A 12,576-nucleotide genomic window follows, 5' to 3' on the forward strand; every position below is an offset into this window, starting at 1 on the left:
GTCGGGCGCTGGCCTACCTTGGGCTTGGAATGGCACCGTTTCTGATGGCGATGTCACACGCGGGCGGGGAAACGCATGCGTTTCCTGATCCCGCCCGTTCCATGAAGCCATCTCTGCCGAATGTCGTTCCGTCCTAGAGCGCCAGCAGCCGCTCGGCCGTGGCTTCCGAGGTGATCAGGCCGTTGACCAGGTGCCCGACCAGCGCGGCGTGGATCGCGGGCAGCTTCGCCTCGCCCGTGGCCACCGCGATCACCGGGCGTTCCGCCGCGCGCGGCAGCGGGGCCGAGGCGACGCGGGCGTTGAAGGCGCAGTCGATCACCCGCCCCTCGCGGTCATAAACCCAGCTGGTGATCTCGCCCGCAGCGCCCAGGGCGGCCAGCTCGTCCATCTCGGCAGCGCTGACGAAGCCGTCCACGAACAGGGGGGCGCTGCGGTCCATCTGGCCGATGCCGACCAGCGACAGGTCGGCCTGCCGGCACAGGCGGAGGGTGTTGCGCACGGCCTCCTGCCCGCGCATGACGGCCAGTTCGGCGGGATCGCGCGCCAGCACCGGCAGGGGACAGGGGTAATGCGGCGCGCCGATCCGCTCGGCCAGGCTGATCGTCGCGTTATAGGGCGAGGCCGAGCCGTCCTGCATCATGTTGCCCAGCCGGGACACGACGACGTGCTGCGGACAGGACATGCGCGGCAGTTGTTCGACGGTGGCCTTCAGCGCCCGGCCCGTCCCCAGGCTGACGATGCGGCGTTCGGGCGATTTCAGGGTCTTTTCCAGTTCCGCAGCCGCCGCGATGGCGACGCCGGTCAGCAGGCCCGGCGCGTCGGGGTCCGAGGGCACGACCTCGCAGGACATCAGCCCGAAGCGGTCGGACAGCGCGCCCGCCAGATCCATGCAGCGCGCGATGGGATGGTCCACGCGGACCTTGATCAGCTTTTCGCTGACCGCCATCGCCACCAGCCGCTGTGCCGACTGGCGGCTGACGCCCAGCTTGCGCGCGATTTCGTCCTGCGTGTTGCCCGCGACGTAATACAGCCAGCCCGCGCGCGCCGCATCGTCCAGCCGAACCGCCTCGGGGGAAAAACGGGTGGCGTTCACGGGATGCGGGCTCCTTGCTGCAGATGATCCAACAGTTGCGGAAAATCGCCCCAGTTGTCAAAGGACCGCACCGCATCCGGCAGGACCATCGGGTCCGTGCCGCGCAGATGCGCGCCGCCCGCGTAATGCAGGACGCGCATTCCCGCCGCCTGCGCTGCGGCGATGCCGGGAGCGCTGTCCTCGATCACCAGGGTGTCGGCGGGGGCGCAACCCATGCGGCCGGCGGCCAGCAGGAACAGGTCCGGCGCGGGCTTGCCGTGCCGGACCTCGCTTGCGGTAAAGACGCGGCCCGCGAAACGGTCGGCCAAGCCCAGCACCTCCAGCGTGCGCGCGACCCGCTGGGGGCTGGAGGACGTGGCGATGCAGGCGGGGGTTTGCAGCGCGTCCAGCACCGCCAGGATGCCAGGGGTCGGGCGCAGTTCGGCGGCGAAGCGGTCCAGCAGGCGGGCGCGGTAATCCGCCTCGAAGCTGTCGGGCAGCGGACGGGCGAAACGCTGGCGGATCGTTTGCGCGACGGTGGGAAAGCTGCGGCCCAGGAAATCACGGCGCACATCGGCAGGGGCGACACCGATGCCGAGCCCCGCCAGTTGCTCGATCAGGACCGAGGCCGACAGAACCTCGCTGTCGGCGATCACGCCGTCGCAATCGAAGATGATAAGCCCGATGTCCATCCCTCAGCCTGCGAGCAACCGTTGCGAAAGCACAAGTGCAACCCGGCGTCCGTCATGGCAAGACCCATGGATCACCGCCCCGAGGTTTCATGCGCGCCGTCCTGACAACCCCGCCGCTTCACAGCCACCTGCGCGCCTTCGAGGCCCTGGCCCTTGAACTGACCCGGCGCGGGCACGAGGCGATCTTCCTGACCGAGCCCGGCGTGGTCCTGCAAGGCGGCGTGACCCAGGCCACCCTGCCCGGCCCGCCTGCCCATCCGCAGTCCCGCCGCCTTCTGGCCGAGATCGCCACCGGCGCGCGCCGCACCGACCGTTTGTGCCGCGACGGGCTTGCCGTCTTGCGCGGCCTTGCCCCCGATCTGATCCTGGGCGACCAGATGGAGCCTGCCTCCGGCCTTCTGGCCCGCGCGCTTGGCGTGCCGCTGGTCTCCGTCGCCTGCGCCGTGCCGATGGACCCGGAACCGGGCATCCCTCTGCCTTTCCTGGGCTGGCCCCATGACACGAGTGCCACCGGCCTGCGCCGGAATGCCGGGGGCGAGCGCGTGGCCGACCTGCTGATGCTGCCGCAATCGCGGGTGATTCGCCGCGGGGGCGGACCTGGCACCTGGGCGATCTGCGGCGGCTGCAGGATTGCCTGTCGCCCGATCTGGCGCTGTCGCAGATGGTGCCGGGCTTCGACTATCCCCGCCCGGCGAACGGCGCCCATATCGCGCAACTTGGCCCCTTCCGGCGCGGGCAGGTGGCGCAGGATTTCCCGCCGGACATCCAGCCCGATGCCGGGCGACCCTTCATCTATGTCTCGCTGGGCACGTTGCAGGGGCACCGCTTGGGACTGCTGTCGCGCATCGCGCAGGCCTGCCGGCACGCGGGCGCGCAGGTTCTGCTGTCCCATGCAGGCTGCCTGACCGAGGATCAGGCCCGCGCGATCCCCGCCGACTGGGTGCGCCCCTTCGTGCCCCAGCAGGCGGTGCTGGAACGGGCCGATCTCTGCGTGACCCATGCCGGGCTGAACACGGCGCTGGAATGTCTGGCCGCAGGCGTGCCGATGCTGGCCGTGCCGCTGACCCATGACCAGCCGGGCGTCGCCGCGCGCATCGCCCATTGCGGCGCGGGGCTTCGGCTGCAGCCTTGGCAGCGAAGCCGCGCGCGGGTGGCGGAGGCCGTGCGAACCCTGCTGGCCGATCCCCGCTTCCGCGCCACCGCGCGCAGCTTTGCCGCGCAGGCCGATGGCTGGCGAGGCGCGGCGGGCGCGGTGGATGAGATCGAGGCTTTCCTCGGCCCCCGAACGCGCGCCACAGGGTAATCGCGAACCCGTCTCCGACCCAGACCGACAGCAAGACCTCTGCCCCAAGGCAACCGCTGCGACCAGCCATCCGGCCAGCAGCGCGCCAAGCGTGGCGACCAGCGTATCGGCCATGTAATTGACAATGCTGTCACCGTGATAGGCCAAGGGATCGCCCACGGAATAGCCGAACAGGGCAATGGTGACGGGCAGATTTTCGATTATCTCCCAAACCGTGCTGCTGACGATCACCGCCGTCATTAGTGTTCAGAACGGCCCGTAATGCCAGCTTGACGGCAAGGGTCAGAACAATAAACAGGGCTGCCTGTCCCGCCCGTGCAGGCATGGACGCGCAGGGCGTGACCCTGTCCGGCGGCCAGAGGATCGCGGCACGGGTTGCCTCCGACGTGCGGGGCTTTCGTCCGCACCGAGGACACTCATTATTCCGACGCCGCCCACCTGCCGACCAACCGCCAGCGGGCCGACATCGCGGACTAAGCCGCAGCCCACGTCAGGCTGTTGGCAATGGAAATGGCTTGGTTCAAAAGCCCGATGGCGGTCAGAATCGCCGTCGCCTCGCCGAAGCGGGCATGGGTGGTGGGCCTGCCCCTCCGCAGCATGGCATTGTCCATCGACGGCAGGTCGTCCACGATCAGGGAGGCGGTATGGACCATCTCAAGCGCGACGGCCATGTCCAGGACGGCGTTCCCGTCGGCGGCGCCCCCTGCCACAAGATGAAGCAGACAGGTCCGCAACCGCTTGCCGCTGGACATGGCGTCGCGCGCGGCCTCGACCAGGCGGGCGGGGCGGGCGCAAGCTGCGACAGATGATGGGCGATGCCTCCGTCAAGCTGGCGTACGAAGCCCGCCTGTGCGTCGGGGTGCTTGGTCGCGGCGTTCACCTTGTCTATTGCCTGCCGGTGCATGAGACTGGTCCTTCAGGGCTGGCGTCGCGGCCGGCAGGGTGAACACGAAACGACAAGGGCTGCCGCAGATGAACAAACCCGATCCGCCGCTTGGGAAGGAGGATGCTTCCGGTCTCACACTCGCCTCTCGCAAGGAACAGCATCTGGATGTCGTGCTTGCCGGAGAGGCAGGCGCGACGGTGAGGACCGGGCTGGAGTCGGTCGTATTCGAACATGTCGCCTTGCCCGAAGCTTCATGGGACCACGTCGATTTGTCTACCGATTTCCTGGGTCATCGGATCGGCGCGCCGGTGATGATCGGGTCCATGACCGGCGGCCCGGCGCGCGCGGGCGCGATCAACCGGACGCTGGCGCAGGTCTGCCAGGCATTGCGCCTGCCGCTGGCCGTGGGATCGCAGCGCGTGATGATCGAAGGGGGGCCCGCCGCAGGTCTTGACCGCAGCCTGCGAGGGCTGGCGCCCGACATTCCCATCCTGGCCAATTTCGGCGCGGCGCAGTTGAACCGGGGCTTCGGCCGCGACCAGGCCCTGCGCGCCATCGAGGCGATCGGCGCCAACGCCCTGATCCTGCACCTGAACCCCCTGCAAGAGGCCGTCCAACCCGAAGGCGACCGCGACTGGCGCGGCCTTGCCGCCAAGATCGGCGCCCTGGCGCACGGGTTGCCCGTGCCGGTGGTGGTGAAGGAAGTGGGCGCGGGCCTGTCCGCCACCGTCGTCGCCCGCCTGGCTGCCGAGGGCGTGTCCATCTTCGACGTTGCGGGGGCGGGCGGCACCGATTGGGCGCGGGTCGAGGCCGCGCGCGCGCCGGATCGCATTTCCGCGCAGGTCGCCGCCTGTTTCGCCGGATGGGGGATCCCCACCGCCGACGCGATCCGGGGCGCGCGCCGGGCGGCCCCCCAGGCCACGATCATCGGGTCGGGCGGCATCGTCACCGGCCTGGACGCCGCACGGGCGATCCGGCTGGGGGCCGATCTTGTGTCGCTGGCGGGGGCGGTGCTGGCCTCGGCGCTCGATGGTCCCGAGGCGCTGGAACAGCAACTGGACGTGGTGCTGCGGCAGCTTCGCACCGCCTGCTTCTGCACGGGCAGCGCCGATCTGGCGATGCTGCGGCAGGCACGGCTGGCCGGGTCCGATTGACGACCGAGGCATGAAAAGGCCCGCGCAGGATGCGCGGGCCCTTGGGGTGTCAGGCGGCTTCCTGGCCGGTCGCGGCGGCGGCGTTGATGACCGACTCCGCAAGACCCGTCAGCTTTTCGTCGGTGGCGGATTCTTCCTGCAGGGTCTGGTCCAGAAGCGACGCGGCCTCGTCCATGCCCAGAACCTGCGCCCAGGCCTTCAGGGTGCCGTAACGGGTGATCTCGTAATGCTCGACCGCTTGGGCGGCAGCCAGAAGGCCGGCATCCAGGGCGGGGCTGCCCTTGAATTCCTCCATGATGTCCTCGCCCTCGGCGATGATGCCTTCGATGGCATCGCAGGTCTTGCCGCGCGGGCGCTTGCCGATCAGTTCGAAGACCTGGGACAGGCGTTCGACCTGGGTCTGGGTTTCCTCCTCATGGGTCTTGAAGGCGGTCTTCAGATCCTCGCTCTGGGCGGCGCGGGCCATCTTGCGCAGGGCGCTCAGGATCTTGCGCTCGGCGTAATAGATGTCCTTCAGCGTTTCGTGGAACAGGGTTTCCAGGTTCTTGTCAGCCATGTGAAGCTCCTCTTGACATGCGATCTGCCGCAATGCGTTCGCGGCCTCGGACAGGGAGACAACAACCTGCAGGCGCCAGCGTTCCCTCCAGTCCGGGAAAGTGCTTATTGTTAATCGGTTGCGGTCTTGGGGCGCAGGCCCGGAATGAGGGTTTGCAGCGCAACCCTCAGCCCTCGACGCCCTGCCCCGCCCCGAACCTGCCGCGATAGGCAGAGGGGCTTTCGCCCGTCGCGACCCTGAACCGGCGAGAGAAATAGGACGGGTCGCCGAAGCCCAGGCGATAGCCCACCTCGGCCACGGACAGGCGGGTGAAGGCCAGCAGGCGCCGCGCCTCGGTCATGGTCACCGTCTCGATATGGGCGGTCGCGCCGATGCCCAGGGCGGACCGGCAAATGCGGTTCAGGTGCCCCGGCGTGACCGCAAGCGCGGCGGCATAGTCGGCCGCGCCCCAGCCTTCGGCCATGTGCCGGGCGATCAGGCGGTCGAATTCGGTCATCCTGCGGTGTTGCGGCGGATGGCCCGATTCGTCCGACCGGGCCGCAATGATGGCAACCGCCGCCAGCAGGGCGTGGGACAGGGCGACCAGCAGGCTGGCGCGATAAGGCCCCGTTGCGGCAAAGGCCGACTGGATTTCGCCGCACAGCACCGTGACTCGCGCATCGGCAAGACCCGTGACGGGGCGCGACAGGTCCGGGACCGCGCCCGCCCGATCCGCGATCCCGCCTGCCAGGACCGGCAGCGGAAAGGACAGGACCAGCCCCTCGGTCCCTTGGCGGAAGCGGAAGCCATGCACGGATCGGGCCGGCACGAACAGCAGCCCGCCATCGTCCAGGTCCAGTTCGCGTTCGTCCAGCCAGACCTGCGCCCGCCCCCGTTTCAGGACGAAAAGCTGCGCCATGTCCCGGTGCCTGTGGGGGGTGATAGCCCAGTCATGCAGCCGCGCCCGGTCCCAGATCCGTTCGCAATGGATCACGTCGGGAAAGGCGCCGGTTTCGCCGAACAGGTTGAAGGCGGGAATGGCTGAGGGCAGGTCCATGCACGAAAAGTACCAGCCGCCGCCCTTTCCGTCCATTCGCAGGACCGCATTCGCAAGATAAGCGGCAGGCGGAACAGGAGGGAGCGCGAACATGGACACCCAGGTCGTCATCATCGGCGGCGGGCCTTCGGGGCTGCTGTTGTCGCAACTGCTGAACCGGGCGGGCGTCGCCACGGTGATCCTGGAACGCAGCACGCGCGATCACGTGTTGTCGCGCATCCGCGCGGGCATCCTGGAATGGGGCAGCGTCGAGATGCTGCGCGAGGCGGGCGTTTCCGCGCGCATGGATGCCGAGGGCATCCCCCATGACGGGGCGCTGATCACCGATGCCGACATGGTGGTCCATATCGACTTCAAGCGGCTGACGGGCAGGCAGGTCATGGTCTATGGCCAGACCGAGGTGACGCAGGATCTGTATGCGGCGCAGGACGCCATGGGCACGACGATCATCCATGGCGTGCAGGACGTGCGCATCCTGGACCTGGACGGCCCGCAGGCGGCGGTTGAATATACGCTGGACGGTTGGCGCCACCGCCTGACCTGCGCCTATGTTGCGGGCTGCGACGGCTTTCACGGCGTCAGCCGCAAGACCATCCCCGAGGCGAAGCGGCAGGAGTTCGAGCGCGTCTACCCCTTCGGCTGGCTGGGCATCCTGTCGCGCACGCCGCCGGTCGCGGACGAGTTGATCTATGCCAACTCGCCCCATGGCTTCGCGCTGGCCTCCATGCGCAGCGAAAGCCTGGTGCGCTATTATGTGCAGGTTCCGCTGACCGACCGGGTCGAGGACTGGCCCGACGGCCGCTTCTGGGCCGAGTTCAAGCGCCGCATCCCGTCCGACGCCGCCGCGCGGTTGGTCACCGGCCCGTCCATCGAGAAATCCATCGCCCCCCTGCGCAGCTTCGTCAGCGAACCGCTGCGCTGGGGGCGGCTGTTCCTGGTGGGGGATGCCGCCCATATCGTGCCGCCGACCGGCGCCAAGGGGCTGAACCTGGCGGTGTCAGATGTCTTCTACCTGCACCAGGCGCTGATCGACGCGCTGCGCGGCGACACGGCAGGGATCGACGCCTATTCCGCCCGCGCCCTGGCGCGCATCTGGAAGGCGATGCGGTTTTCCTGGCAGATGACGATGATGCTGCACCGTTTCGACGATGAGGACAGCTTCGCCGCCCGGATGCGCCGCGCCACCCTGGCGCATCTGGCAGAGTCGGAATCCGCGCAGCGCGACCTGGCAGAAAACTATGTGGGCCTGCCCTACTGATCGGCGGCGGCCTCCAGCGCGGCGATCAGCGCCTGCGCCGGGGCCGACGGCTCATCCCCCTCGCGCAGGGATATGCCCACCGGGCCGCCCAGCAATTCGTTGCGGATCGGCAGGATGACCAGGACGCCCGCCTCGATCTCGGGGCGGACCACCCCTTCGGAGATGAACCAGACGGTGTCGGACCGGCTCACCACCTCTCGGCCGAAGGCCAGCGAGACATTCTCGAAGGCGGGCTGCGGGTCGGCGATGCCGACGGAATGCAGCCAGGTGCGGACCGATGTCGCGATCATCGCGCCCGCGGGCGGCAGCATCAGGGGATGATGCGCAAGATCGGCATAATCCCAGTCCCCCCGCAGCAACGGATGCCCGGCGCGCACCACCGGCACGACGCGTTCCCAATACAGGCGGTGAAAGCCCAGCCCTTCCGTATTGCCTGCGGGCGGCATCCGGCCCACGACCAGATCCAGCTGCCCTTCGCGCAGCAGGGACAGCAGCAGCCAGTTCGGGCCGGTCATCACGTCCAGCAGCACATCGGGCCGGCTGTCCCGGAAGGCAAGCGCGGCGCGCGGGACCAAGCCGGTCGCCGCCGTGGGCAGCACGCCGACATGCAGGCGCGGACGTTCGGGCGGCGGGGACAGCACCAGCTTCTGCGCCCGTTCCAGATCGGCAAGCGCCGTGCCCGCATGGGTCTGATAGACCCGTCCCGCAGGCGTCAGCGCCAGCTTGCGCCCGGACCTGTCGAACAGGGAAACGCCCAGGATCTCCTCAAGCTCGCGAATGGTCTTGGACGCGGCGGGCTGGCTGACATGCAGCGCCTCGGCAGCCGCCGACAGGCTGCCAAGGCGCGCGGTTTCCAGAAAGCAGCGCAGGTGGCGCAGGCGCAGGTGGGAATGCAGCATTGATAACTTGCAGGTTATTGCATGGTTGCATCATTATAATTTTCATCGCCAGCATTGTCATGCCATAACCCTTGCAGGGGGAACGATGATGCAGACCATTTCCATATCGGACATCACCTTGCATATCCGCGACGAAGGTCCGTGCGACGGCCGGGTCGTGATGTTCGCAAACTCGCTGGGCACCGACCTGAGGGTCTGGGACGCGCTGCTGCCGCTGTTGCCGGACGGCCTGCGGATCCTCCGCTTCGACAAGCGCGGGCACGGGCTGTCGGACGCCACGCCCGCGCCCTATGCGATGGACCGGCTGGTTGCCGATGCCGAGGCGGTATGCGACACCCTGGACCTGCGCGACATCACCTTCGTGGGCCTGTCCATCGGCGGACTGATCGGCCAGGGACTTGCGGCGAAAAGGCCCGACCTGGTCCGCGCGCTTGTGCTGATGGACACGGCGGCGCAGATCGGCACGGCGCAGATGTGGCAGGACCGGATCGACGCGATCAACGCGGGCGGCGTGGCGGCACTGGCGGATCCGATCCTGGAACGCTGGTTCACGCCCGGTTTCCGCGAGACCAATCCCGAATTCGCGCTGTGGCGCAACATGCTGACCCGCACATCCGTTGCGGGCTATACCGGCTGCTGCGCGGCCATCGCGGGCGCGGATCTGACCGAAAGCACCCGCGCGCTGGCCCTTCCGGTCATGGCGATGGCGGGCGATGGGGACGGATCGACCCCGCCCGATCTGGTGCGCGCGACGGCGGACCTGTGCGGGGCCGAGTTCCACGTCATCCCCGAGGCGGGCCATATCCCCTGCGTCGAACAGCCCGCAGCCACCGCCAGACTGCTGGCCGATTTCCTGGAAAGGACCGCCCCATGATCGACCGCCACGCGCAAGGAATGCAGACCCGCCGCGCCGTCCTGGGCGATGTCCATGTGGACCGGGCCGAGGCCGCGAAATCCGACTTGGACCAGCCGTTCCAGGATCTCATCACCGAATCCGCCTGGGGCACCGTCTGGTCGTCCGACGCGATCACGAAACGCGAACGGTCCATGCTGACCCTGGCCCTGCTGGCCGCGACCGGCAATTTCGAGGAAATCCCCATGCACATCCGGGCCACCGCCCGCACCGGCGCGTCCAAGCGCGACGTGATGGAGGCTTTCCAGCACGTCGCCATCTATGCCGGCGTACCCCGCGCGAACCACGCCATCAAGCTGGCAAAGCAGACCTATGCCGAGATGGAGGCGGCATCCGAATGAACGATCTTGGCCCGCTGATCCCGCGCAACCGCGAGATGCATCCTCTGCCCTATTGGCCCGACTACAAGACATCGGTCGCGCGTTCGCCCCACCAGCCGCTGCTGTCGCTGGAATCCGGCCCGTCCGAGGAAACCGGCCCGACCTTCGGGCATTCCAGGTTCGGCCCACTGGACAACAACCTGATCCTGAACTGGACCAAGGGCGCGGCCCCCGCCGTGGGCGAGCGGATCCTGATGCATGGCCGCGTGCTGGATGAAAACAACCGCGCGGTTCCGAACACCCTGGTCGAGATCTGGCAGGCCAATGCGGGCGGGCGTTACCGCCACAAGAAGGACACCTATCTGGCGCCGCTGGATCCGAATTTCGGCGGCTGCGGGCGGACGCTGACGGATCAGAACGGCTATTACCAGTTCCTGACCATCCGGCCCGGCGCCTATCCCTGGCCGAACAGGGGCAACGACTGGCGGCCAATGCATATCCACATCTCGGTCTTCGGCCACAGTTTCGGGCAGCGCCTGATTACCCAGATGTATTTCGAAGGCGATCCGCTGATCCCGCTGTGCCCCATCGCCGCGACGATCCGCAACCGATCCCAGCTTGACCGGCTGGTGGCGCCGCTGGACATGGCGCATTCGCGGCGGCTGGATTTCCTGGCCTACAAGTTCGACATCGTGCTGCGGGGCCGCCGCCAGACCATGTTCGAGAACAAGCCCGAGGGGATGTAAGATGGTGCAAGTACTGGACTACCAACCCGAAACGCCCTCGCAGACCGCAGGCCCCTATGTCCATATCGGGCTGATGCCGACCTATGCCGGGAACGCCGGGTATTACGAGGAGGAGATCGGGGTATCCCCCATTTCCGACGGCGCGCAGGGCCAGATCATCGAGATCGTGGGATCCGTCTATGACGGCACCGGCTGGGCCTTGCGCGATGCGCTGATCGAAAGCTGGCAGGCCGATGCCTCGGGCAAGTTTCCGGAGCAGGACGGCGCCGACCCGGCGGTCAGCGGCCATTGCCGCTTTGCCGCCGATGCGGTGACGGGCGAATTCACGCTGCGCACCGTCAAGCCCGGCCCGGTTCCGTCGCGCTATGGCCGGGCCTTCGCGCCGCATATCTCGCTCTGGATCGTGGCGCGCGGGATCAATATCGGCCTGCAAACCCGCATCTATTTCGAGGACGAGGACAACGAGGGCGACCCCCTTCTGTCCCGCATCGAGCAGCGCCCGCGCGTGGACACGCTGATCGCCAAGAAGATCGGCGAGGGCAGGTATCGCTTCGACATCCGCCTGCAGGGCGAGGGCGAGACGGTGTTCCTGGACATCTGACGAACGGTTACACTTCAGACGGCGCGGCCAAGGCCGCGCCTTTTTCATGGGGCAAGACATGACCGACGTTTTCGACCACCCCTGGCTTGGCGGCCTGTTCGCCGATCCCGACATGGCCGCACTGTGGTCGCCTGACGCGCAACTGGCCGGGATGCGCGCCTTCGAGGCCGCCTTCAGCCGCGCGCTTGGTCGGGCGGGGCTGGCCGACAGCGCCCAAGCCGAGGCTGCGGCGCAAGTCATCGAAGGCATGAGCTTCGACATGGACGACCTGAGCAAGGGCACCGGGCAGGACGGCGTCGTCGTGCCGCGCCTGGTCAAGCAGATCAAGGCGGCCGCGGGCGATGCGGCGGGCGCGGTCCACAAGGGCGCGACCTCGCAGGACGTGATCGACACGGCGACCGCGCTTGCCATGCGCGACACGCTGGCGCTGGTGGATGCGCGGCTTGGCGAGTTGGCCGATGCGCTTGAAGGGCTGTCAGACCGCTTCGGGGACCGTCCCCTGATGGGCCGCACCCGGATGCAGGCCGCGACCGAAATCACCGTGGCCGACCGCATCGCGCCCTGGCTGCTGCCGCTGGCGGACCACCGCGCCCGCATCGCCGAGGCACGTCCCCGCATCGCGCGGCTGCAACTGGGCGGGGCCTCGGGCGACCGCAAGGATCTGGGCGACAAGGCCGGCACCGTGGCGGCGGACATGGCGGCGGCGCTCGGGCTGGAAAACCCGCCCCGCGCCTGGCACGCGATGCGCGATGGCGTGGCGGAATTCGCAGGGATCCTGTCGTTGGTCACGGGAACCCTGGGCAAGATGGGCCAGGACATCGCCCTGATGGCCCAGCAGGGGATCGAGGAGATCGCGCTGTCGGGCGGCGGCACGTCATCCGCCATGGCGCACAAGCAGAACCCGGTCCTGGCGGAACTGCTGGTGACGCTGGCGCGGTTCAATGCGGTGCAGCTTTCAGCGCTGCACCAGGCCACCGTCCACGAACAGGAACGGTCCGGCGCAGCCTGGGCGCTGGAGTGGATGGTGCTGCCGCATATGGCGCAGGCCACGGGCCGGGCCTTGGCGGCGGCGATCCGGCTTGCGGGTCAGGTCAAGCGGATCGGCAAGCCGGAATAGCAAAAGGGGCGCATCTGCGCCCC

General features: G+C 68.4%; 15 protein-coding genes. 8 read left to right on the forward strand and 7 right to left on the reverse strand.

What is annotated here, in order from left to right:
- Nucleotides 1–133: 133 nt before the first annotated feature.
- The 3 genes from AAIL68_RS05430 to AAIL68_RS05440 form a co-directional block, all read right to left on the reverse strand.
- A complete protein-coding gene (locus AAIL68_RS05430) occupies nt 134–1,093 on the reverse strand; it encodes a sugar-binding transcriptional regulator (protein WP_347138565.1) in 960 nt (319 codons plus the stop codon).
- Nucleotides 1,090–1,764 carry an HAD-IA family hydrolase gene (locus tag AAIL68_RS05435; RefSeq protein WP_347138566.1) on the reverse strand — a complete coding sequence of 225 codons (675 nt, stop codon included), beginning with the start codon at nt 1,762–1,764 and terminating at the stop codon, nt 1,090–1,092. Before AAIL68_RS05435 ends, AAIL68_RS05430 begins: the two co-directional genes overlap by 4 nt.
- 71 nt (nt 1,765–1,835) lie before the next feature.
- Complete coding sequence (locus AAIL68_RS05440; RefSeq protein ID WP_347138567.1) at nt 1,836–2,333, reverse strand: hypothetical protein; 498 nt, start codon at nt 2,331–2,333, stop codon at nt 1,836–1,838.
- Between the two features lie 92 nt (nt 2,334–2,425).
- On the opposite strand from AAIL68_RS05440, the gene AAIL68_RS05445 reads away from it, so the two are divergent.
- Nucleotides 2,426–3,067 carry a nucleotide disphospho-sugar-binding domain-containing protein gene (locus AAIL68_RS05445; protein WP_347138569.1) on the forward strand — a complete coding sequence of 214 codons (642 nt, stop codon included), beginning with the start codon at nt 2,426–2,428 and terminating at the stop codon, nt 3,065–3,067.
- A gap of 473 nt (nt 3,068–3,540) precedes the next feature.
- On the opposite strand, the gene AAIL68_RS05450 is transcribed toward AAIL68_RS05445, so the two are convergent.
- Nucleotides 3,541–3,843, reverse strand: a complete 303-nt coding sequence (locus AAIL68_RS05450) for a polyprenyl synthetase family protein (RefSeq protein ID WP_347138675.1) — start codon at nt 3,841–3,843, stop codon at nt 3,541–3,543.
- A 196-nt stretch (nt 3,844–4,039) separates the two neighbouring features.
- On the opposite strand from AAIL68_RS05450, the gene fni reads away from it, so the two are divergent.
- Nucleotides 4,040–5,107 (forward strand): type 2 isopentenyl-diphosphate Delta-isomerase, encoded by a 1,068-nt coding sequence (fni, locus tag AAIL68_RS05455; RefSeq protein ID WP_347138570.1) that lies wholly within the window; start codon nt 4,040–4,042, stop codon nt 5,105–5,107.
- A 49-nt stretch (nt 5,108–5,156) separates the two neighbouring features.
- On the opposite strand, the gene AAIL68_RS05460 is transcribed toward fni, so the two are convergent.
- Nucleotides 5,157–5,663: a ferritin-like domain-containing protein gene (locus AAIL68_RS05460; protein WP_347138572.1), complete on the reverse strand. Its 507-nt coding sequence runs from the start codon at nt 5,661–5,663 to the stop codon at nt 5,157–5,159.
- Between the two features lie 166 nt (nt 5,664–5,829).
- Entirely contained in the window at nt 5,830–6,699 is an 870-nt protein-coding gene (locus AAIL68_RS05465; RefSeq protein ID WP_347138573.1) for a helix-turn-helix domain-containing protein, read from the reverse strand.
- Nucleotides 6,700–6,790: 91 nt separating this feature from the next.
- On the opposite strand from AAIL68_RS05465, the gene pobA reads away from it, so the two are divergent.
- Nucleotides 6,791–7,957: a 4-hydroxybenzoate 3-monooxygenase gene (gene pobA, locus AAIL68_RS05470; RefSeq protein WP_347138574.1), complete on the forward strand. Its 1,167-nt coding sequence runs from the start codon at nt 6,791–6,793 to the stop codon at nt 7,955–7,957.
- Here the strand turns inward: pobA and AAIL68_RS05475 are convergent.
- Nucleotides 7,951–8,856: a LysR substrate-binding domain-containing protein gene (locus tag AAIL68_RS05475; protein WP_347138575.1), complete on the reverse strand. Its 906-nt coding sequence runs from the start codon at nt 8,854–8,856 to the stop codon at nt 7,951–7,953. The two genes, pobA and AAIL68_RS05475, sit on opposite strands and share 7 nt — an antisense overlap.
- 88 nt (nt 8,857–8,944) lie before the next feature.
- Between AAIL68_RS05475 and pcaD the strand changes: the two genes are divergently transcribed.
- Genes pcaD through AAIL68_RS05500 form a run of 5 tightly spaced genes read left to right on the forward strand, consistent with a single transcriptional unit; the run spans nt 8,945 to nt 12,553 of the window.
- Nucleotides 8,945–9,730: a 3-oxoadipate enol-lactonase gene (gene pcaD / locus AAIL68_RS05480; RefSeq protein ID WP_347138676.1), complete on the forward strand. Its 786-nt coding sequence runs from the start codon at nt 8,945–8,947 to the stop codon at nt 9,728–9,730.
- Nucleotides 9,727–10,110, forward strand: a complete 384-nt coding sequence (gene pcaC / locus AAIL68_RS05485; protein WP_347138576.1) for a 4-carboxymuconolactone decarboxylase — start codon at nt 9,727–9,729, stop codon at nt 10,108–10,110. Before pcaD ends, pcaC begins: the two co-directional genes overlap by 4 nt.
- On the forward strand, nt 10,107–10,835 hold the full coding sequence (gene pcaH / locus AAIL68_RS05490; protein ID WP_347138577.1) for a protocatechuate 3,4-dioxygenase subunit beta: 729 nt from the start codon (nt 10,107–10,109) through the stop codon (nt 10,833–10,835). The genes pcaC and pcaH overlap by 4 nt, the downstream gene beginning before the upstream one ends.
- Nucleotide 10,836: 1 nt before the next feature.
- Nucleotides 10,837–11,436, forward strand: coding sequence for a protocatechuate 3,4-dioxygenase subunit alpha (gene pcaG, locus AAIL68_RS05495; protein WP_347138578.1), 600 nt, complete (start codon nt 10,837–10,839; stop codon nt 11,434–11,436).
- A 58-nt stretch (nt 11,437–11,494) separates the two neighbouring features.
- Entirely contained in the window at nt 11,495–12,553 is a 1,059-nt protein-coding gene (locus tag AAIL68_RS05500) for a 3-carboxy-cis,cis-muconate cycloisomerase (RefSeq protein WP_347138579.1), read from the forward strand.
- Nucleotides 12,554–12,576 lie beyond the last annotated feature (23 nt).

Source organism: Paracoccus sp. SSK6, from assembly GCF_039770665.1.
In the GTDB taxonomy this organism is placed as follows: Bacteria; Pseudomonadota; Alphaproteobacteria; order Rhodobacterales; family Rhodobacteraceae; genus Paracoccus.